This window comes from Pseudomonas sp. NPDC086581 (assembly GCF_044746165.1).
Lineage (GTDB): Bacteria > Pseudomonadota > Gammaproteobacteria > Pseudomonadales > Pseudomonadaceae > Pseudomonas.
Window position 1 is genome coordinate 123463 of sequence record NZ_JBIVBR010000003.1, and the last position, 18885, is coordinate 142347.

Consider the following 18885-nt stretch of genomic DNA (forward strand, 5'->3'; position numbering starts at 1 on the left):
GTCGGAGCAGATTCGCGTCGGGATAGCTTTCTGTATAGACGCTTCTGTGCCAACGCTCCCGCGGCAATGGCTTGAAACCATGATCTAACACAGCGTTGGGCGGATGGCTCTTTCAGTTCATCCGCAGGTTGGTATTATGCCGGCTCTACTGGGCTCTGGCTGCCGTAATGAAGCAATTCATCGATTTCATTCCCCTTATCCTCTTCTTCATCGTCTACAAGCTCGACCCGCGCAACGTCGAACTGGCTGGCCAGAGCTTCTCGGTCGGTGGGATCTACAGCGCCACGGCCGTGCTGATCGCCGCCTCCGTGGTGGTCTACGGCGCCCTGCTGATCAAGCAGCGCAAGCTCGACAAGGGCCAGTGGGTGACGCTCGCCGCCTGCCTGGTGTTTGGCGGCATGACCCTGGCCTTCCACAGCGAAACCTTCCTCAAGTGGAAGGCGCCGGTAGTGAACTGGCTGTTCGCCCTGGCTTTCGCCGGTAGTCACTTCATTGGCAGCCAGCCGCTGATCCAGCGCATCATGGGCCATGCGGTACACCTGACCGATACCCTCTGGGCGAAGCTGAACGTCGCCTGGGTGCTGTTCTTCCTGATCTGCGGCTGTGTCCAGCTGTTCGTCGCCTTCACCTTCCAGGACTACTGGGTGGACTTCAAGGTGTTCGGCAGCCTGGGCATGACCCTGCTGTTCCTGATCGGCCAGGGCGTGTTCCTGGCCCGCCACATGCACGATGAGCCTACCGGCGAAAAACCCAAGGACTGACATGCTCTACGCGATCATTGCCCGTGATATCACCGCTTCCCAAGAACGCCGCCTGGCCGCCCGCCCCGCGCACATCGCACGCCTGGAGCAGTTGAAGGAAGAAGGCCGCCTGGTGCTGGCCGGCCCGCACCCGGCCATCGACAGCAACGACCCGGGCGCCGCCGGCTTCACCGGCAGCCTGATCGTCGCCGAGTTCGACTCCTTGGCCGCCGCCCAGACCTGGGCCGACGCCGACCCGTACCGCGCCGCCGGTGTCTACGCCGAAGTCGTGGTCAAGCCGTTCAAGAAAGTCCTGCCCTAACAGCGCGCGAGCGTTGCACCCCGAGGCACGGAGCGCCGCGGGGCATCGCAGCCGGACAGCGCCGGGATGGCCATGGACGGCGGCACATCATCGAACAAGGAGTCCCGATGCGCCGTTTGCCCCTGCTCGCCTGCCTCGCCCTGCCACTGCCCGCCCTCGCCGAAGAGCCCGTCATGGTTCAACCGGCGCAAGGCGCTGTCCAACCAACAGCTCAACCGCCGGCCGCCAATCCTGAACTGGAGCAGCGCCTGGCCGACAGCGAACGGCAGCGCACCGAACTAGCCGCGCAACTGGCCGCGCAACCGGCACAGCAGGATAACAGCCAGGATGAAGCCCGCATCGCCCGCCTCACCCAGGAAAACCAGCGCCTGAAGCTGCAGTTGCGCGAGGCCCAGGCCAACCAGCCGCCGCGCCTGCTGACCGAGCAGCAGACCTGGTACGTGACCGGCGCCGGGACCGCCCTGCTGGCGTTCATCCTGGGCATGCTGAGCCGCGGCCGCCGCCGCTCGCGCCGCGAATGGATCAACTGAAAGAAGCCTCTTCATGAGTGAACTGCTGCTGATCGACGACGATGTCGAACTCTGCGAACTGCTGACCACCTGGCTGACCCAGGAAGGCTTCAGTATCCGTGCCGCCCACGATGGTGCCCAGGCCCGCGCCGCGCTGGGCAGCCGCGCGCCGGACGCGGTCGTGCTCGACGTGATGCTGCCCGATGGCAGCGGCCTGGAATTGCTCAAGTCACTGCGCAGCGACCATCCGGACCTGCCGGTACTGATGCTCTCCGCCCGCGGCGAGCCGCTGGACCGCATCCTGGGCCTGGAACTGGGCGCCGACGACTACCTGGCCAAGCCCTGCGACCCCCGCGAGCTGACCGCCCGCCTGCGCGCCGTGCTACGCCGCAGCCACCCTGCGCAACCCACCGCGCAGCTTGAACTGGGCGACTTGGCGCTGAACCTGTCGCGCGGCGTGGCCACCATCGGCACCGAGGAAATCAGCCTGACCCTCTCCGAGAGCCGCATCCTCGAAGCCCTGCTGCGCCAGCCAGGCGAACCGCTGGACAAACAGGCGCTGGCGCAGATCGCGCTGGGCCGCAAGCTGACCCTCTACGACCGCAGCCTGGACATGCACGTCAGCAACCTGCGCAAGAAGCTCGGAGGCCACCCCGATGGTCGCCCGCGCATCCTCGCCCTACGCGGGCGCGGTTACTTCTACGCAGTCTGAAACCTCGCCATGCAGAACGCCCGGGCCGCTCTGGCCCGGACCTCGTAAAGATTCCAGCAGGGCTTCACGTAAACTTTACCGAAGCTTTACGTGGGACTGACCGCCCTTGACCTTGCCGACCCTAGACTGGGCTCATCCGGTAACGACCGGCCCCAGAAAGGAGAAACACCATGCGCAAGACCCTGACCGCCCTGCTGATCGCTGCCGCCCTGCCGACCGTCGCGCTGGCGGCCACTCCCGCGCCGACCGACGCTCCGCCGCCGGCCCCGTTCATGAAGGACCACGGCCCGGGCATGCACCGCGGTGAACACGGCGGTGCATTCCGCGAACTGAACCTGACCCAGGACCAGCGCCAGCAAGTTGGCAAGCTGATGGGCGACTCGATGAAGGATCGCCGTGCGATCACCGAGAAGTACTGGAACAAGCTGCCCGAGGCCGATCGCAAGGCCATGCAGGAGGAACTCAAGGCCAACCGTGACAAGGCCGACGCGGGTATCCGCGGCATCCTCACTCCCGAGCAGCAGAAGAAGTTCGACGAGTTGAAGAAGCAGCGCGAACAGCGCAAGGCCGAATGGGCTGAATTCCAGACCTGGAAGGCCCAGAAGGACGGCGCCAAGACCAACTGATAGCTCCAGCAAGCGCAGGCGCCGGGTTCTACCCGGCGCCTTGCCGTGGAGCCCTGACAACGGATAGACCATGCGGCTGAACAGGAAGACCATGCGTTCACTCTTCTGGCGGATCCTCGCCGCCTTCTGGCTCGCCCTCCTGTTGGTGGCCGGACTGTCGATCCTGCTGGGCCGCGCCCTGAACCAGGACACCTGGGTGATCGCCCGCTATCCCGGCCTGCATGACATCGCCAAGCAATGGACCCTGCTCTACGAGACCCAAGGCCCGAACGCCGCGCAAGAACTGCTGGAGAGCCGCCGCAAGCAATACGAACTCTCGGTGCAGGTGCTCGACGAGACCGGCCAGCGCCTGGTCAATGGCACCTACCTGCCGCGCCCGCCGCGCCCGCACGGCAACTTCGACCGCGAGAACCTGCCGCGCTTCCCCTGGCGCCAACTGAGCCAGGAATACACCAGCAGCCGCACCGACCAGACCTACCTGTTCATCTACCGCATTCCGCACCCGACGCTGCAGGCCTGGCACCGCAGCAGCCTGCTCTGGCCGCTGAGTGCGCTAGGCATCGCGCTGGTGGTACTGACCGTATTCAGCCTGCTGCTGACGCTGTCCATCACCCGCCCGCTGAACCGCCTGCGCCGCGCCGTGCATGACCTCGGCCAGACCAGTTACCAACAGGACAGCCTCGCCCGCCTCTCCCGCCGTGGCGACGAACTGGGCGTGCTGGCCCGTGACTTCAACCGCATGGGGGCCCGCCTGCAAGGGCTGATCGGCAGCCAACGCCAGCTCCTGCGTGATGTGTCCCACGAGCTGCGGTCACCACTGGCGCGCCTGCGCATCGCCTTGGCGCTGGCCGAACGCTCCGAGCCCGAACAGCGCGCCGCCATGTGGCCGCGCCTGGAACAGGAATGCGACCGCCTCGAAGCGCTGATCAGCGAGATCCTCGCCCTCGCCCGCCTCGACGCCGAGCCGGGCCCGACCAGCCGCATCGACCTGCTGCCGCTATTCGAGCGCCTGCGCAGCGACGCGCAACTGCTTTATCCGGAACAGAGCATCCAGCTGGACGTCGCCCCGCAACTGGCCCTCGACGGCTGGCCGGACATGCTCGAACGCGCCCTCGACAACCTGCTGCGCAACGGCCTGCGCTTCAACCCCGCGGAGCAACCGCTGGAGATCCAGGCCCGGATCGACGACGAACGCCTGCACATCAGCATCCGTGACCACGGCCCGGGCGCCAGCGAAGAACACCTGGCGCAACTGGGCGAACCCTTCTTCCGCGCTCCCAACCAGAGCAGCCCCGGCCACGGCCTGGGCCTGGCCATCGCCCGTCGCGCCGTCGAGCGCCACCACGGGCGGCTGCGCCTGAGCAACCATCCCGAGGGCGGTTTCCTGGCCAGCATTGACCTGCCGCTGCGCCGCCAGGCCGCCTGAACCGAGCGCACATTCGGAGAGCCACCATGAGCCTTCCCGCCTTCGCTACGCCGATTCCCGCCCCGCAACGACCGCTGCCGCCGTCAGCCCTCCTGCGCAGCGATCCCTGCGACGATCCGCAGTACCTGGTGCTGGCGGTGGAACTGGCGCGCCTCGCCACCCAATGGCGAGCACGCTGGCCCGGCTTGCGCCTGAGCCTGCCGCAGAGCGGCACCTGGCCGCTGGAAAGCTGGCCGGATGCGCTGGGCGAAGCATTGGATGCCTTGCTGGAAGGGGCGCTGGCCCGCCATCCGCAGGCTGCGCTGGAGCTTTCGCTCAGTTCAGCACGCGGTGAGCTGCGCCTGGACCTGCAAGGCTACGACCCACAGGCGCGGGCTTGGCTGCCGGAAGCGCTGCCGCCGGCGCGGCGCCTGGCCTCCTGGCAGGGCGGGCACCTGCTCTGGCGCGCTCGCGACGGAGGGTGGAAGGTACGCCTGGAACTGCCGCTCAGCCCCGCCAGGCGCTAACGAACCCGGCCGGGTCCAGCGGTGCCGGGCGGCGCAGTTCGCCGACCGGCGTGCCGAGGTAGATGAAACCGACGATGCGCTCGTTCTCGGCCAGGCCCAGGCCCTCGCGCACCAGCGGATCGAACGCCAGGGCGCCAGTGCGCCACATCGCTCCCAATCCTTCGACGTAGGCCGCCTGGATGATGCCGTGAGCGGCGCAACCCGCCGCCAGCCACTGCTCGATCTCCGGCACCTTGGGGTGATCCTGCAGGCGTGCCACGGCGACCACCAGCAACGGCGCGCGCAGCGGCATGGCGCGAGCCTTGTCCAGCGCCTCGGGCTTGCCGTCGGGCTCATTGGCCGCCACGGCGCGGGCGAACAACTCACCCAGTTCCTTGCGCGCCTCGCCTTCCACGGTGAGGAAACGCCAGGGCCGCAGCTGCCCGTGATCCGGGGCGCGCAAGGCGCTGCGGAACAGGCGGTCCAGCTGCTCGGCGGACGGTGCCGGCTCGCTCAGGCGGGCGTGGGACACACGGTTGAGCAACGCGTCGAGAGCCTCCATGGGCTGCCTCCAGTCAATCTCGAAAGCCGCCATTGTAGACGCAAAGGGTTCGCATTTGTCCGGGAAAGACGGCGCCCTCCTACTCTTCCCCACTTGTAAAGGGGAACGGTGTCACGCGGTTTACTCTCGGCAGGCGGCAGGTAAAATGGCCGATTCCCATTGGATTCAGACCTCAGCGAATGGCCCTGCCGACTCTACGCACCCTCGGTTTCATCATCGGCATCTTCGTGATCACGCTGGCGGTCGCCATGCTGGTCCCCATGGCCACGCTGCTGTATTACGGCCGCGCCAACGAGCTGCACCCGTTCATCTGGTCGGCGATCATCACCTTCACCTGCGGGCTGGGCATGGTCATTCCCGGCCGCCCGGAGCAGGTACACATGCGCCCGCGGGACATGTACATGCTCACCGTGTCGAGCTGGGTGATCGTCTGCTTTTTCTCCTCCCTGCCCTTCATGTTCGCGCGGCACATCAGCTTCACCGACGCGATCTTCGAGAGCATGTCGGGCATCACCGCCACGGGGTCGACCATCCTCTCCGGGCTGGACAAGATGTCGCCCGGAATCCTCATCTGGCGCTCGCTGCTGCACTGGCTGGGCGGCATCGGCTTCATCGCGATGGCGGTGGCGATCCTGCCGATGCTGCGCATCGGTGGCATGCGCCTGTTCCAGACCGAATCCTCCGACCGCTCCGACAAGGTCATGCCGCGCTCGCACATGGTGGCCAAGTACATAGTCGGGGTTTACGTGGCCATCACCATCGCCGGCACCCTGGCCTTCTGGTGGGCCGGCATGGGCCTGTTCGACTCGCTCAACCACGCCATGTCGGCGATCTCCACCGGCGGCTTCTCCACCTCCGACCAGTCACTGGCCAAGTGGCACCAGCCGGCGGTGCACTGGGTCGCGGTGGTGGTGATGATCCTGGGCAGCATTCCCTTCGTGCTCTACGTCGCCACCCTGCGCGGCAATCGCAAGGCGCTGATCCGCGACCATCAGGTGCATGGTTTCCTCGCCCTACTGGTGTTCACCTGGCTGGTGATGGGCACCTGGTACTCGGTGACCTCCAGCCTGCCGTGGCTGGACGCCTTCCGTATCGTCGCGGTGAATGTGACCTCGGTGGTCACCACCACCGGCTTCGCCCTGGGCGACTACAGCCTGTGGGGGCACTTCTCGATCATGCTGTTCTTCTACCTGGGCTTCATCGGCGGCTGCTCCGGCTCCACTGCCGGCGGCATCAAGATCTTCCGCTTCCAGGTGGCCTACACCCTGCTGCGCGCCAGCCTCTACCAGCTGATCCACCCGCGCGCGGTGATCAAGCAGAGCTACAACGGCCACCGCCTGGACGAAGAGATCGTGCGCTCGATCCTGACCTTCTCGTTCTTCTTCGGCGCCACCGTTGGCGGCCTGGCGCTGGGCCTGTCGTTCCTCGGCCTGGACTGGATGACCTCGCTCACCGGCGCGGCCAGCACCGTGGCCGGCGTCGGCCCGGGCATGGGCCCGATCATCGGCCCCTCGGGCAACTTCGCCTCGCTGCCGGACGCGGCCAAATGGCTGCTCTGCGGCGGCATGCTGCTCGGACGACTGGAAATCATCACCGTCCTGGTGCTGTTCACCCCAGCCTTCTGGCGGCATTGATCGCCCCCACAACAGCCCAAATTGTCGGATGAACACGCCGTCCTACAAACCGCTTTACCGGGAACGCCGGCACACGGCGCTACCTTGGGAGGATACAAGCGGGCCATGCCCGCGATCGGGCCCATGGGGCGCTCCCACAGGGTGCGCCGTTTTATCCTGCGCACATAAAAAAGCCCGGCGCTGAGGCCGGGCATGTCCAGATCAGGACAGCTCAGTGTGTGTCCAGCAACGCCAGCGCCTCGCGGCTCAGGCGTTCGACCGTGGCCCAGTCGCCGCTGTCGATGGCGGCCTTGGGCAGCATCCAGCTGCCGCCCACGCACATCACGTTGGCCAGCCGGTAGTAGTCGTTGAGATTGTCCGGGCCGACGCCGCCGGTGGGGCAGAAACGCACCTCCGGGAACGGCCCGCCGAACGCCTTGAGCGCCTCCACGCCGCCCGCGACCTTGGCCGGGAACAGCTTGAAGCGGCGCAAGCCATGGCGGTATGCCGCCATGATTTCCGATGCGGTGGCCACGCCGGGCAGCAGCGGCACCGGGCGGGTCACGGCGTACTCCAGCAATTCATCGGTGCAGCCCGGCGTGACGATGAACTTCGCCCCCGCCTCTTCCGCCTGGGCAAAGGTTTCCGGATCGAGCACGGTGCCAGCGCCGACGATCAGCTCCGGACGCTGTTCGCTCAGCTGGCGAATCGCGGTGAGGCCCAGCGAGGTCCGCAAGGTCACTTCCAGAACGGTGATGCCGCCGGCTGCCAGAGCATCCGCCATGGGCAGGATGTCCGCTTCGCGGTCGATGGTGATCACCGGCAGGATGCGAGCACGCTGCGCGAGAGCGTCGATCTGCTGGATGTGTTGTTCAGACATTGCGGTAACTCCGTGCCTCAGGGGCACCAGTGGATCGAAAGAGGCGAACGCAGGAACGCATTGATGGGCATGCGCTGGTCGTCGTTGTCGCTGAGCGCCTGGCTCAGGGTAGCGAGCTTGGACTCGCCCTGGATGGCCAGGATCTGCACCCGCGCGCCCTGCAGTACGGCGCGGGTCAGGGTCAGGCGCTGGTGCGGCACGGTCGGTGCCCACATCGGCAGGCAACGGCGCGTACCGGCCGGGTCGAGCGCCTCTACCAGGTTGCTGCTGCCGGGGAACAGCGAAGCCGTGTGGCCGTCGTCCCCCATGCCCAGCACCAGCACATCGATGGGCAGCATCAGTTCGTGCAGGTAGCGGTCGGCCTTGTCGGCCGCCTCTTCCAGGCTGGCCGCCGGCTGGTAGATGCCGATGAACTGCGCCTTGGCTGCCGCGCCCTTGAACAGGTGACGACGCAGCAGGCCGGCGTTGCTGTCCGGATGCGACTCGGGCACCCAGCGCTCGTCGGCAAGGCTGACGGCCACTTTCGACCAGTCCAGCACCGCGCCGCTGAGGGCTTCGAGGAAAGCCACCGGACTGCGCCCGCCGGAAACCACCAGCAAGGCACGGCCGCGTTCGGTCAGTGCCTCGCGCAGCGCATCGGCTACCGCTTCGGCCAGGCCGCGAGCCTGCTCGGCGGCGTTGCTCCAGGTCTTCCAGGCCATGCCTTCAGCCAGTTGGGGTTCAAAGATCGCCATACCAGTCCCTCCCGTCGCGTGCGATCAGGGCAACCGAGGCCTGCGGCCCCCAGCTTCCGGCCGGATAAGGCTTGGGCTCCTCACCCAGGCGCCCCCAGCCGTCAATCAGGCCGTCACACCATGTCCAGGCGGCCTCGATCTCATCCTTGCGGACGAACAGGTTCTGGTTGCCTTGCGTGACTTCCAGCAACAGTCGCTCGTAGGCATCCGGCGTCCGGGCGGTCTGGAAGGTTTCGGAGAAATTCAGTTGCAGCGGGCCGGTGCGCAGTTGCATGCCCTTGCCCAGCCCCTGGTCCTTGGTCATCACCTGCAGCGAAATGCCCTCGTCCGGCTGCAGGCGGATGATCAGCCGGTTGCTGATCAGCGAGCGCTGCTCCGGCGCGAAGATGTAGTGCGGCGGTTCCTTGAAGTGGATGACGATCTGCGAGTGCTTCTGCGGCATGCGCTTGCCGGTGCGCAGGTAGAACGGTACGCCGGACCAACGCCAGTTGCGGATATCCACGCGCAGGGCGACGAAGGTCTCGGCATCGCTGTTGGGGTTGGCGTTCTCCTCATCGAGGTAGCCGGGCACCGCCTTGCCATCGATGTAGCCGGCGGTGTACTGGCCGCGCACCACGCGGGTCGCCAGCTGCCCGGGCGCGATGGGCTCCAGCGCGCGCAGCACCTTCACCTTCTCGTCGCGGATGCTGTCGGCGGTGAGGTCCGCCGGCGGGTCCATGGCGATCAGGCAGAGCAGCTGCAGCAGATGGTTCTGCACCATGTCGCGCAACTGGCCGGCCTTGTCGAAGTAGCCCCAGCGGCCTTCGATGCCGACCTTCTCGGCCACGGTGATCTCCACGTGGGAGATGTGGTTCTGGTTCCACTGGGTCTCGAACAGGCTGTTGGCGAAGCGCAGCGCGATGAGATTCTGCACCGTCTCCTTGCCCAAGTAGTGGTCGATCCGGTAGATGCGGTTTTCCGGGAAGAAGCGCGCCACCGCGTCGTTCACCGCGCGGGACGATTCCAGGTCGTGACCGATGGGCTTTTCCAGGACTACCCGGGTGCGCTCGGCGAGGCCGGCGGCGGCAAGGTTCTCGCAGATGCCGCCGAATACCGAGGCGGCGGTGGCGAAGTAGGCGACCAGGGTCTTATCGTCCCCCACCAGCTCGGCCAGCGCCTGGTACGAACCGGCGTCGAGGAAATCCATGCTCAGGTGATGCAGGCGCGCCTGGAAGCGGGCCCAGACGGTTTCGTCCCACTCCTTCGCCGGTACGGCCTGACGCAGGCGGCGCTCGATGGTCGCCAGGGGTTCTTCGCTGGCGCCGTCGTCGCGAGCCAGGGCGAGAATGCGGGTATCGCGGTGCAGCAGATCTTCGCGGTCGAGCTGGTAGAGCGCTGGCAGCAGCTTGCGCAGGGCGAGATCACCCAGCGCGCCGAACAATGCGAGGGTGCAGGGCAGAACTCGGACTTCAGGCATTTGTTGTTACCAACCAAATTTTGAACGATAGTTAGCCTTCTACGCCGGCATTAAGACAAATATGTAGTAATTAAACAACATATTTTTACCGCATCGCGCCGTTGTTGGTCGCCTGCCGGCCTGACGTTAGGATAGCGCCGCTGACCGTAGCCAACCGGTCAACCGTCGATTGCCCAAGGAGCACGGATGAAAAACCTGCTGGAGCAGATCCAGAGCCGTCTGGAAGAGCTGAACAAGGCCGAGCGCAAGGTCGCCGAAGTGATCCTGCGCGACCCGCAGCAGGCCACGCGCTTCAGCATCGCCGCGCTTGCGCAGGCGTCCAGCGTCAGCGAGCCGACGGTGAACCGCTTCTGCCGTTCATTTGGTATGAGCGGCTACCCGGAATTGAAGATCCAGCTGGCCCAGAGCCTGGCCAGCGGCGCGGCTTTCGTGACCCAGGCGGTCGCCGCCGAAGATGGCCCCGAGGCCTACACGCGGAAAATCTTCAGCAGCACCATTGCCTCGCTGGACAGCGCCCACAAGCAGCTCGACCCGAAAGTGATCGACCGCGCCGTGGACCTGCTGATCCAGGCCCGGCAGATTCACTTCTTCGGCCTCGGCGCCTCCAGCTCCGTAGCGCTGGACGCGCAGCACAAGTTCTTTCGTTTCAACCTGGCGGTCTCGGCGCAGAGCGATGTGCTGATGCAGCGGATGATCGCTTCGGTGGCGCACACCGGCGACCTGTTCGTGGTGATTTCCTATACCGGGCGCACCCGCGAGCTGGTGGACGTGGCGCACCTGGCGCGACAGAACGGCGCCTCGGTACTCGGCCTGACCGCCGCGGACTCGCCGCTGGCCCGCGCCAGCACCCTGAGCCTGGACATCCCGCTGCCCGAGGATACCGACATCTATATGCCGATGACTTCGCGGATCATCCAGCTGACCGTGCTCGACGTGCTCGCCACCGGCGTGACCCTGCGCCGGGGCGTGGACTTCCAGCCGCACCTGCGCAAGATCAAGGAGAGTCTGGTGCCAACGCGCTACCAGCTTGACGAGGAGGACTGAGCGCCTCTACCTGGCCCCCTGTGCGAGGGCCTCGCCCTCTCCCTTCAAGGCGAGGGACATCCCCGCCCCGAACTTTGAGAACGGTGGCTAAAAACCACGCCAGTTCAATCATCCGCCGCCGGATCCAGCCCGGGGAACAGCACCTCGGTAAAGCCGAACTTGCTGAAGTCAGTGATGCGCGATGGATACAGACGGCCGATCAGGTGGTCGCACTCGTGCTGCACCACGCGGGCGTGGAAGCCTTCCACGGTGCGATCGATGGGCTGGCCCTGGGGGTCGACGCCCTGGTAGCGGATGCGCTGGTGGCGATTCACCGCCCCGCGCAGGCCCGGCACCGACAGACAACCTTCCCAGCCCTCTTCCAGCCCATCGCCGATGGGCGTGATCAGCGGGTTGAGCAGGATGGTCGGCGGAACCGCCGGCGCATCCGGATAGCGCTCGCTGCGCTCGAAGCCGAAGATCACCAGTTGCAGGTCGACACCGATCTGCGGGGCGGCCAGGCCGACGCCGCCAACGTGGTGCATGGTTTCGAACATGTCGTCGATCAGTCGGCTCAGCTCGGCGCTGCCGATCATCGACTCGGGCACCGGTGGGGCGATGCGCAGCAGGCGCTCGTCGCCCATCTTGAGAATCTCGCGGATCATCTGTGCCTCGCTCGCCGTTGCGTGAAAGCGGCATGCTTCCAATGAAAGCTGCATCCTCGGCCCCTGCAACCGGTCTGGCAAGCCCACGACCGCCGGGCAGCACCCCGGAGACCGCAGCGCCGCAGTGTTAGACTGAGCTGCGACGACAACCATCGAGCGACGGATATTTGCCGAACTCCACGGCAGATGGCGGTCGAACCCTGGGGGGAGCTTTCATTCCGAGGGGCGTGAGGTTCGTCATGAACAGGCATTACTACATCAGCGACAACCTGGACGACCTGGAGCAGGTCGAGCAGGAGCTTTCCGAAAGCGGCATCGGCATCGAGCAGATGCATGTGCTCAGCGACAGCGACGCGGAAATGCAGGAACACCGTCTCCACGAAGTGCCCTCGATGATGAAGAAGGACGTGGTGCACTGGGGCAAGATCGGCCTGGTGATCGGCGCCGCACTGGCCGTGCTGGTACTGGTGGTCGGCTACCTGAGCGGCTGGACGCAGACAGCGGCCGGCTGGATTCCGGTGATATTCCTCGCTGCGGTATTGCTGGGCTTCAGCCTATGGGAAAGCAGCTTCTTCGGCCTGCAGCGCCCCAGCGGTGACGTACTCCGCTTCCAGGACAACCTGCAGGAAGGCCGCCATGTGTTCTTCGTCGACGTGAAGCCCGACCAGGAACCGGTGCTGGACATGGTGGTGCGCCACCATCCGCGCCTGGAGATCGCCGGCTTCGGCAGCGCCGCGCCGGCCTGGTGGCTTTCCATGGAGCACGCCTGGAACCGCTTCCGCCACATGATGTGACGCCGCCGGCCGCGGACATCGCCGGGAACTCCCACCGCGCCGTCCGTCACGGCGCGGGAGTGCTTGTCATGCGCCAGATTCCTACAGAAAAGTCCTACTCTTGATGCACATCAGGCGTCCGGGTGTCGACAGGTTCGAGACTGAGCCTACCGCTCGCCGACCTGCCACATCGATCCGTCAGGAGGAAGGCATGACCACGCCCACCGAGGTCACTATCCATTCCAGCACCGGCCTCGACCGCCAGCAGTACCGCATCCGCCTGAGCTACACGGTGGATAACGCCAATAGCCGGGATGCCCTGGTGAAATTCGAACTGGACGGCGAGATCGACGGCCAGCCGTTCAAGGACAGCTTCGATCTGCCCGGCGACCTCGCCTTCAACTTCGCCGGCAGCGCCACGCGCATCTTGCGCCGCCACGGCCTGCGGGTCTGCCGCGGGCCGGTACTGCGCTTTCGCAAGGAGCATGACCGGGTGTTCGACGACCTGCGCCGTCGGCTGAAGGCAGAGCCGGGCACGCCGGTCGACCTGCAGCGCATGGGTTCGCTGGCTCCGGCCGAGCCGCGTTGCGCGGTAGCCGAGTCCATCGTCCGCGGGCGCGGCTGAGGTGGTCAGACCAGTTCGATGCCGTCGTCGTGGATGACGATCAAGCCCTGCTTGAACAGGCCGCCGATGGCCTTCTTGAAGTTGCCTTTGCTGACGCCGAACTGCTGCGCGATCAGCTCCGGCGGGCTCTTGTCGCTGAGCGCTAGCTGGCCGCCGGCCTCGCGCAGGGCCTTGAGGATCTGCTCGCTCAGCGCATCGGACAGGCCGGCGCCAGCGGGCTGCAGGCTCAGGCTGATCTTGCCGTCGGCGCGCATTTCCTTGATGTAGCCGGTCTCGCGCAGGCCGTTGCGCATGAACTTGAAGACTTCGTTCTTGTGGATCAGGCCCCAGTGCTTGCCATCGATGATGGCCTTGTAACCCAGGTCGGTGCGTTCGACGACGAGCAGGTCCACCTGCTGGCCGACCTTGTAGTTGGCCGGGACGTTGTCCAGGTAGCGATCCAGGCGCGCGGTGGCGGTAATGCGGCGGCTGCGCTCGTCGAGGTAGACGTGGACCACACAGTAATCACCGACCTGCAGCGGGCGCTTCTCTTCCGAGTGCGGCAGGAGCAGGTCCTTGGGCAGGCCCCAGTCGAGGAACAGGCCAACACGGTTGACCTCCACCACCTTCAGACTGGCGAAGCCGCCGACCTGCACCTTGGGCTTCTGGGTGGTGGCGATCAGGCGATCTTCGCTGTCCAGGTAGATGAACACGTTGAGCCAGTCGCCCACTTCGGTGGGTTCGTTCTTCGGCACGTAGCGCTTGGGCAGGAGGATTTCGCCGTGGCTCTCGCCATCCAGGTAGAGACCGAAATCGGTGTGCTTGGCCACCTGCAATGAATTGAACCGACCTATGACTGCCATGACGCTTACCTCGTGAACGGGGCGGGCATTCTACGCGGATTGGCGCGTTATGGCTGCCGCCGGTTGCCGGATCGGGTGCGCGTCATCGGCGCGCATCGCGGGCATGGCCCGCTCCTAAAAGTGGTCCGCCTGGCCGAACTGCAACTCCGCCAGGCGCGCATACAGCGGATTGCTGAGCACCAGCTCGGCGTGCCGCCCCAGCGCCAGCAAGCGACCATGCTCGATCACCGCAATGCGGTCGGCGTTTAGCACCGTGGCCAGGCGATGGGCGATCACCAGCGTGGTGCGGTCGCGCATCAGTCCCGGCAGTGCCTGCTGGATCAGGTGTTCGCTCTCGGCATCCAGCGCGCTGGTGGCTTCGTCGAGCAGCAGAATAGGCGCATCCACCAACAGCGCGCGGGCAATCGCCAGGCGTTGGCGCTGGCCGCCGGACAAGCCCAGGCCGCTTTCCCCCAGATGCGTCCGGTAGCCCTGCGGCAGACGTAGGATGAATTCGTGGGCATGGGCCGCGCGGGCGGCGGCCTCGACTTCCCCATCGCTGGCATCAGGGCGGCCGTAGCGAATGTTCTCTTCCACCGTGCCGAAGAACAGCGCCGGGTTCTGCGACACCAGCGCGAAGCTGCGGCGCAGGTCCGTCGGGTCGAGCTGGGCAATGGGCTGGCCGTCGATCAGGATGCGTCCCTGCTGCGGGTCGTAGAAGCGCAGCAGCAAGTCGAACAGGGTGGACTTGCCGGCACCCGATGGGCCGACCAGCGCCAAGGTCTCGCCCGGTTCTACGCGCAGGTCGATAGCGTCGATGGCCCACTGTTCCGGGCGCGACGGGTAGGCGAAACGCACGGCCTGCAATTCGATGCTGCCGCTGATCCGCTCCGGCAGCTGCAGCAGGTCGCTGGCGGGGGCATGGATTTCACTGCGCGCGCGCAAGAGCTCAGCGATGCGCTCGGCGGCACCGGCCGCACGCTGCAACTCCCCAATCACTTCGCTCAGCGTGCCGAAGGCCATGCCGACGATCAGGCTGTAGAACACGAAGGCCGCGAGATCACCCGGACTGATGCGTCCGGCGATCACATCCATGCCGCCGACCCAGAGCATCACCCCAACCGCGCCGAGCACCAACAGGATGACCACGCTGACCAGCCAGGAGCGCTGCATGATGCGCTTGCGCGCGGTGTCGAAAGCGTCTTCCACGGTGCGGCCGAAGCGCGCGCGATCCTGCGCCTGGTGGTTGTAGGCCTGCACCGTCTTGATCTGGCCGAGGGATTCGCCGACGTAGCTGCCGACGTCCGCCACGCGGTCCTGGCTGAGCCGCGACAGGCTACGCACGCGGCGGCCGAACAGCAGGATCGGCGCGATCACCAGCGGCAACGAGGCAACCACGATGCTGGTCAGCTTGGCGTTGGTGAAGAACATCAGGATTACCCCGCCCAGCAGCATCAGCACATTGCGTAGCGCCATGGACAGTGAGGAGCCGATCACCGATTGCAGCAGCGTGGTATCGGCGGTCAGCCGCGACTGGATCTCCGAGGCGCGGTTGTTCTCGTAGAAACCGGGGTGCAGCTCGATCAGATGGTCGAACACGCGCTGACGGATATCGGCGACGAAGCGCTCGCCGATCCACGACACCAGGTAGAAGCGCACGAAAGTGCCGACCGCCAGGCACAGCACCAGCAGGAAGAAAATGCCGATGGCGCGGGTGAGCAGTTGCTCGGACTGGGTGATGAAGCCCTGGTCCACCAGCAGGCGGATGCCCTGCCCCAGGGACAGGGTGATGGCGGCGGTGAACAACAGCGCCAGCAGTGCGCCGAAGGCGCGCCAGCGATAGGGAGCGAGAAACGAGCGAGCCAAGCGCAGGGCATTGCGCTGGCGGGACGACAACAGGGACATGGCGGGCTCTGAACGGCCGGAATGGGCAGAGGGTAGCACCGCCGCGGCGCACCGCGTGAAGGACGATTCAGGCAGGCTAATGGGACCGTTCGCTCCATAACCGCCCCGAAAGCTGCTCGTTTGATGTACAATGGGCGGCCAATTTGCGCAGACAGGTATGGCAGATATGACTACCAAGCCCTCCACCCGCCAGAAAGCAGCCCCCAAGGCTCCCGCCGCTACCGCGACCAGCGAAGCTCTGGAAGCCCAGATCGCGGCCTTCCTGAACTCCGGCGGTGAGATCCAGCAAATCGCCAAGGGCGTGACCGGTCAGAACTACGGCGCACCGAGCCGCCACATCAGTCTCGGCAAGAAGTAATATCTGCAGGCAAGCCTGCCGGTTCCCGGCAGGCTGCCCGTCTCCCTCGCTTCGCCCGTCCTGCGTTCCCCCTCCCTGATACCCCGCTTTACACCAAAGCCTCCGCAATTCCGTCGATCCTGTGTTGCCTGTGCGCCTTGCACTCGGGCAGAGTCCGCCCATAGTCAGGACTTGGCCTATCCCAGGCCACTCGCAAGGAGCACCCCATGCTGCCCTCTCCGGAAAAGCTGCTGTCGCGCAACCTGCTCGATGTGCTGATCCGCGCCGGCCTGATCCTGTTGCTGGCCGTTTTCTGCTTCCGCATCTTCCATCCCTTCCTCGACCTGATGCTCTGGTCGGTGATCCTCGCCATTACCCTCTACCCCATGCACCAATTGCTCAGCGGCTGGCTCGGCGAGCGCCCGAACAGCGCCGCGAGCCTGATCGTGGTGCTGGGCCTGGTAATCCTGCTGGTGCCGGTGGTGGTGATCGGGTTGTCCATGGCCGATTCGGTGCGCGACCTGGTGCACGCCATCCAGAACCGCACCCTGCAAATCCCGCTGCCGCCGGACTCGGTGCAGAACTGGCCGGTGATCGGGCAGTACATCTACCCCTTCTGGCACCGCGTCGCCACCGACTTCATGGGCGTCGCGCAGCAACTGGCGCCTCACCTGCAAGGCGTGGCGAAGAAGGTCGCCGGGCAGGCGGCGGGCGTCGGCATGGGGCTGATGCAGTTCCTCGCCGCCTTCGTCATCGCCGGGGTGATCATGGCCTACGGCAAGCTGGGCAGCCGCACCGCCTGTGACATTGCCGTGCGCATCTCCGGCCCTGACCGTGGCCCGGGACTGGCCGAGCTGTGCACCGGCACCATCCGCGCGGTGGCCCAGGGCGTGGTCGGCGTGGCCTTCATTCAGACGCTGATCCTCGGCCTGGGCTTCATCGTCATGGGCATCCCCGGCGCAGGCCTGCTGGCCTTGGGCGTGTTGCTGCTGGGGATCACCCAACTGCCGGTGGTGCTGATCACCCTGCCGGCGATCGCCTATGTGTTCATGACCAACGATTCGCTGCTGGTGTCCATCCTGTTCACCGTCTGGACGGTGGCCGGTGGACTCTCCGACAACGTGCTCAAGCCGCTGATGTTCGGCCGTGGCAGCAAGGTGCCGATGGCAGTGATCCTCATCGGCGCGCTGGGCGGCATGCTCAGCAATGGCATCATCGGCCTGTTCGTCGGCCCGGTGGTGCTGGCCCTGGGCTACGAGCTGTTCATGTCCTGGGTCCACGAGCGCGAGGCGCCGGTCGCGCCGCCGGTCGAATCCTCCGAACAGACCTCGCCCTGATCCCCTCGCCCGCGGCTCAGAGCGCGGGCGTCCACCCGCAATGGAATGCACACAATGCCCAAACGCTGCTCCCTCACCTCCGCCCTGCTCGCCGCCGGGCTACTGCTCTCCCCACTGGCCTTCGCCGAAGAGGCCGCCGTCGTCTGGCCGGCCGTGGTCAATGCCGCCGACCAGCAACGCCTGACCACCCTCGACGCGCAGGTGAAGCAACTGCTCGACCAGCTCCAGCAGAGCGAGGACGAAACTACCCGCAACGAGGCGCTGAACCTCTACCGCATCGTGCTGGAAGACCCGGAACCGCTCGCCGATTCAGCCCTCACCGGCAACTGGAAGTGCCGCTCTGTTCAGCTCGAAGCGCAAGCGCTGTACGGCTACCCGAACTTCAAGTGCTCGGTGCGACAGACGCCCAAGGGACTGTTCCTTGAGAAGACCAGCGGTTCGCAGCGCATCAGCGGCTACCTGCAACGCCTGGATGACAAGCAGTTGGTATTCGTCGGCGGCGCGTCGGTAAACGACGATCCACAGGTCGGCTACAGCGGGCTGGAGCAGGCGGCAGCACGGGAGACCGACGTGGTCGGCGTCGTGCGCAATTCGTACGACGGCTTCGTGCTGCTGGTGCCCGAGCAGCTCGGGGGTTACAACCTGTTCCGCTTCACCCGCTGAGCCCACTCTCGCCAGGAAAGGCTCAGAGCAGCGCCACCATCTCCTTGAGCGTCACCGCCCAGGTGCCTTTCGCGTTGAGGTAGCGATAGCCGAAGCGCGAGCAGTTGGCCTGGGTGGTCAGCACCGCGTTCCAGGCCAGCCCGCGCTGCAGGTCGTGGGCCGGGTCGAGGAGGAAGAAGGCGTCGTCGCTCATCCCCACCGCCAGGCACCAGTGGCGGATGTCACTGTCCTTGCGGCCGTGGAAGCCGAGCACCACCGGGATATTCTCCTCCAGGTGGCGGCGCGTGAGTTCGATCATCCGCGCGCCATTGCCGCGCTCGACGCGGTATTCCTTGTCGCTGATGACCTTGAGCAGCTCCAGCAGGTCGGCACCCGTGGTGCCGACGCGCACCAGTGTCTCGTGCTGGTTCAGCGCCTCCATCAACCGCCCGTAGCGGGTCCGCGAATCCACCGGCGCCAGCCCCTTGGCCTGACGCCGCGCCAGCTGGTTGCGGGCGAGCATGGCCATCACCAGGCAGTAGGGCCCGCAGGCGCCGTCCATGTCGCCCTGGCGCAGGTGCACCTTCTCGCCGCGCCGATTGATCAGGCCGCCAGTGCCGTGCTCGTCCAGGTCCCAGCCCAGGCCGTCGATCAGGGTGATCCGCATCGCGCATCCTCGTTGCTTGCTCTGA

At 66.1% G+C, this 18885-nt stretch carries 22 protein-coding genes; 14 read left to right on the forward strand and 8 right to left on the reverse strand.

The window, feature by feature from the left end; genetic code table 11:
• Positions 1 to 167 precede the first annotated feature (167 nt).
• From ACIPK7_RS08065 to ACIPK7_RS08095, 7 genes are all read left to right on the forward strand, one after another.
• Positions 168 to 761, forward strand: coding sequence for a septation protein A (locus tag ACIPK7_RS08065; RefSeq protein WP_401087052.1), 594 nt, complete (start codon positions 168 to 170; stop codon positions 759 to 761).
• A gap of 1 nt (position 762) precedes the next feature.
• Entirely contained in the window at positions 763 to 1062 is a 300-nt protein-coding gene (locus ACIPK7_RS08070; RefSeq protein WP_192431999.1) for a YciI family protein, read from the forward strand.
• A gap of 107 nt (positions 1063 to 1169) precedes the next feature.
• Positions 1170 to 1592, forward strand: a complete 423-nt coding sequence (locus ACIPK7_RS08075; protein ID WP_401087054.1) for a translation initiation factor 2 (IF-2, GTPase) — start codon at positions 1170 to 1172, stop codon at positions 1590 to 1592.
• Positions 1593 to 1605: 13 nt separating this feature from the next.
• Positions 1606 to 2283, forward strand: coding sequence for a response regulator transcription factor (locus ACIPK7_RS08080; protein WP_192431997.1), 678 nt, complete (start codon positions 1606 to 1608; stop codon positions 2281 to 2283).
• 170 nt (positions 2284 to 2453) lie between these two features.
• On the forward strand, positions 2454 to 2909 hold the full coding sequence (locus ACIPK7_RS08085; protein ID WP_192431996.1) for a Spy/CpxP family protein refolding chaperone: 456 nt from the start codon (positions 2454 to 2456) through the stop codon (positions 2907 to 2909).
• Between the two features lie 91 nt (positions 2910 to 3000).
• The gene (locus ACIPK7_RS08090) at positions 3001 to 4335 is read left to right on the forward strand and encodes a HAMP domain-containing sensor histidine kinase (RefSeq protein WP_192431995.1); all 1335 of its coding nucleotides are present in this window, start codon (positions 3001 to 3003) and stop codon (positions 4333 to 4335) included.
• Between the two features lie 26 nt (positions 4336 to 4361).
• A complete protein-coding gene (locus ACIPK7_RS08095) occupies positions 4362 to 4841 on the forward strand; it encodes a hypothetical protein (RefSeq protein ID WP_192431994.1) in 480 nt (159 codons plus the stop codon).
• On the opposite strand, the gene ACIPK7_RS08100 is transcribed toward ACIPK7_RS08095, so the two are convergent.
• Positions 4822 to 5382: a nitroreductase family protein gene (locus ACIPK7_RS08100; protein ID WP_192431993.1), complete on the reverse strand. Its 561-nt coding sequence runs from the start codon at positions 5380 to 5382 to the stop codon at positions 4822 to 4824. The two genes, ACIPK7_RS08095 and ACIPK7_RS08100, sit on opposite strands and share 20 nt — an antisense overlap.
• Before the next feature lie 179 nt (positions 5383 to 5561).
• On the opposite strand from ACIPK7_RS08100, the gene ACIPK7_RS08105 reads away from it, so the two are divergent.
• A complete protein-coding gene (locus ACIPK7_RS08105) occupies positions 5562 to 7016 on the forward strand; it encodes a TrkH family potassium uptake protein (protein WP_192431992.1) in 1455 nt (484 codons plus the stop codon).
• A 211-nt stretch (positions 7017 to 7227) separates the two neighbouring features.
• Here the strand turns inward: ACIPK7_RS08105 and ACIPK7_RS08110 are convergent, their stop codons facing one another.
• From ACIPK7_RS08110 to zwf, 3 genes are read right to left on the reverse strand one after another with little or no spacing between them, the layout of a single operon-like run.
• The gene (locus tag ACIPK7_RS08110) at positions 7228 to 7875 is read right to left on the reverse strand and encodes a bifunctional 4-hydroxy-2-oxoglutarate aldolase/2-dehydro-3-deoxy-phosphogluconate aldolase (protein WP_192431991.1); all 648 of its coding nucleotides are present in this window, start codon (positions 7873 to 7875) and stop codon (positions 7228 to 7230) included.
• 17 nt (positions 7876 to 7892) lie between these two features.
• A complete protein-coding gene (gene pgl, locus ACIPK7_RS08115) occupies positions 7893 to 8609 on the reverse strand; it encodes a 6-phosphogluconolactonase (protein WP_401087058.1) in 717 nt (238 codons plus the stop codon).
• Positions 8596 to 10065: a glucose-6-phosphate dehydrogenase gene (gene zwf / locus ACIPK7_RS08120; protein ID WP_192431989.1), complete on the reverse strand. Its 1470-nt coding sequence runs from the start codon at positions 10063 to 10065 to the stop codon at positions 8596 to 8598. Before zwf ends, pgl begins: the two co-directional genes overlap by 14 nt.
• 186 nt (positions 10066 to 10251) lie before the next feature.
• On the opposite strand from zwf, the gene ACIPK7_RS08125 reads away from it, so the two are divergent.
• Complete coding sequence (locus ACIPK7_RS08125; protein ID WP_192431988.1) at positions 10252 to 11109, forward strand: MurR/RpiR family transcriptional regulator; 858 nt, start codon at positions 10252 to 10254, stop codon at positions 11107 to 11109.
• Positions 11110 to 11213: 104 nt separating this feature from the next.
• On the opposite strand, the gene def is transcribed toward ACIPK7_RS08125, so the two are convergent.
• Complete coding sequence (def, locus tag ACIPK7_RS08130; RefSeq protein ID WP_401087061.1) at positions 11214 to 11753, reverse strand: peptide deformylase; 540 nt, start codon at positions 11751 to 11753, stop codon at positions 11214 to 11216.
• A 239-nt stretch (positions 11754 to 11992) separates the two neighbouring features.
• On the opposite strand from def, the gene ACIPK7_RS08135 reads away from it, so the two are divergent.
• Entirely contained in the window at positions 11993 to 12547 is a 555-nt protein-coding gene (locus ACIPK7_RS08135) for a magnesium transporter (RefSeq protein ID WP_401087063.1), read from the forward strand.
• Between the two features lie 190 nt (positions 12548 to 12737).
• Positions 12738 to 13151, forward strand: a complete 414-nt coding sequence (locus ACIPK7_RS08140) for a DUF5064 family protein (protein WP_192431985.1) — start codon at positions 12738 to 12740, stop codon at positions 13149 to 13151.
• Positions 13152 to 13156: 5 nt separating this feature from the next.
• Here ACIPK7_RS08140 and ACIPK7_RS08145 read toward each other — a convergent pair whose 3' ends face one another.
• Together ACIPK7_RS08145 and ACIPK7_RS08150 are read right to left on the reverse strand one after the other, a co-directional pair.
• Positions 13157 to 13993 (reverse strand): S1 RNA-binding domain-containing protein, encoded by an 837-nt coding sequence (locus tag ACIPK7_RS08145; protein WP_192431984.1) that lies wholly within the window; start codon positions 13991 to 13993, stop codon positions 13157 to 13159.
• A 114-nt stretch (positions 13994 to 14107) separates the two neighbouring features.
• Positions 14108 to 15877 (reverse strand): ABC transporter transmembrane domain-containing protein, encoded by a 1770-nt coding sequence (locus ACIPK7_RS08150; RefSeq protein ID WP_192431983.1) that lies wholly within the window; start codon positions 15875 to 15877, stop codon positions 14108 to 14110.
• Between the two features lie 157 nt (positions 15878 to 16034).
• Here ACIPK7_RS08150 and ACIPK7_RS08155 point away from each other — a divergent pair, with 157 nt between their 5' ends.
• The 3 genes from ACIPK7_RS08155 to ACIPK7_RS08165 all read left to right on the forward strand — a co-directional run bounded on the left by ACIPK7_RS08155 (position 16035) and on the right by ACIPK7_RS08165 (position 18214).
• Positions 16035 to 16235, forward strand: a complete 201-nt coding sequence (locus ACIPK7_RS08155; RefSeq protein ID WP_024765957.1) for a hypothetical protein — start codon at positions 16035 to 16037, stop codon at positions 16233 to 16235.
• Positions 16236 to 16441: 206 nt separating this feature from the next.
• The gene (locus ACIPK7_RS08160; RefSeq protein WP_401087066.1) at positions 16442 to 17551 is read left to right on the forward strand and encodes an AI-2E family transporter; all 1110 of its coding nucleotides are present in this window, start codon (positions 16442 to 16444) and stop codon (positions 17549 to 17551) included.
• Between the two features lie 54 nt (positions 17552 to 17605).
• Entirely contained in the window at positions 17606 to 18214 is a 609-nt protein-coding gene (locus tag ACIPK7_RS08165) for a DUF4893 domain-containing protein (RefSeq protein ID WP_401087068.1), read from the forward strand.
• Between the two features lie 22 nt (positions 18215 to 18236).
• Here the strand turns inward: ACIPK7_RS08165 and ACIPK7_RS08170 are convergent, their stop codons facing one another.
• Complete coding sequence (locus tag ACIPK7_RS08170) at positions 18237 to 18860, reverse strand: hypothetical protein (protein WP_401087070.1); 624 nt, start codon at positions 18858 to 18860, stop codon at positions 18237 to 18239.
• Positions 18861 to 18885: the final 25 nt, after the last annotated feature.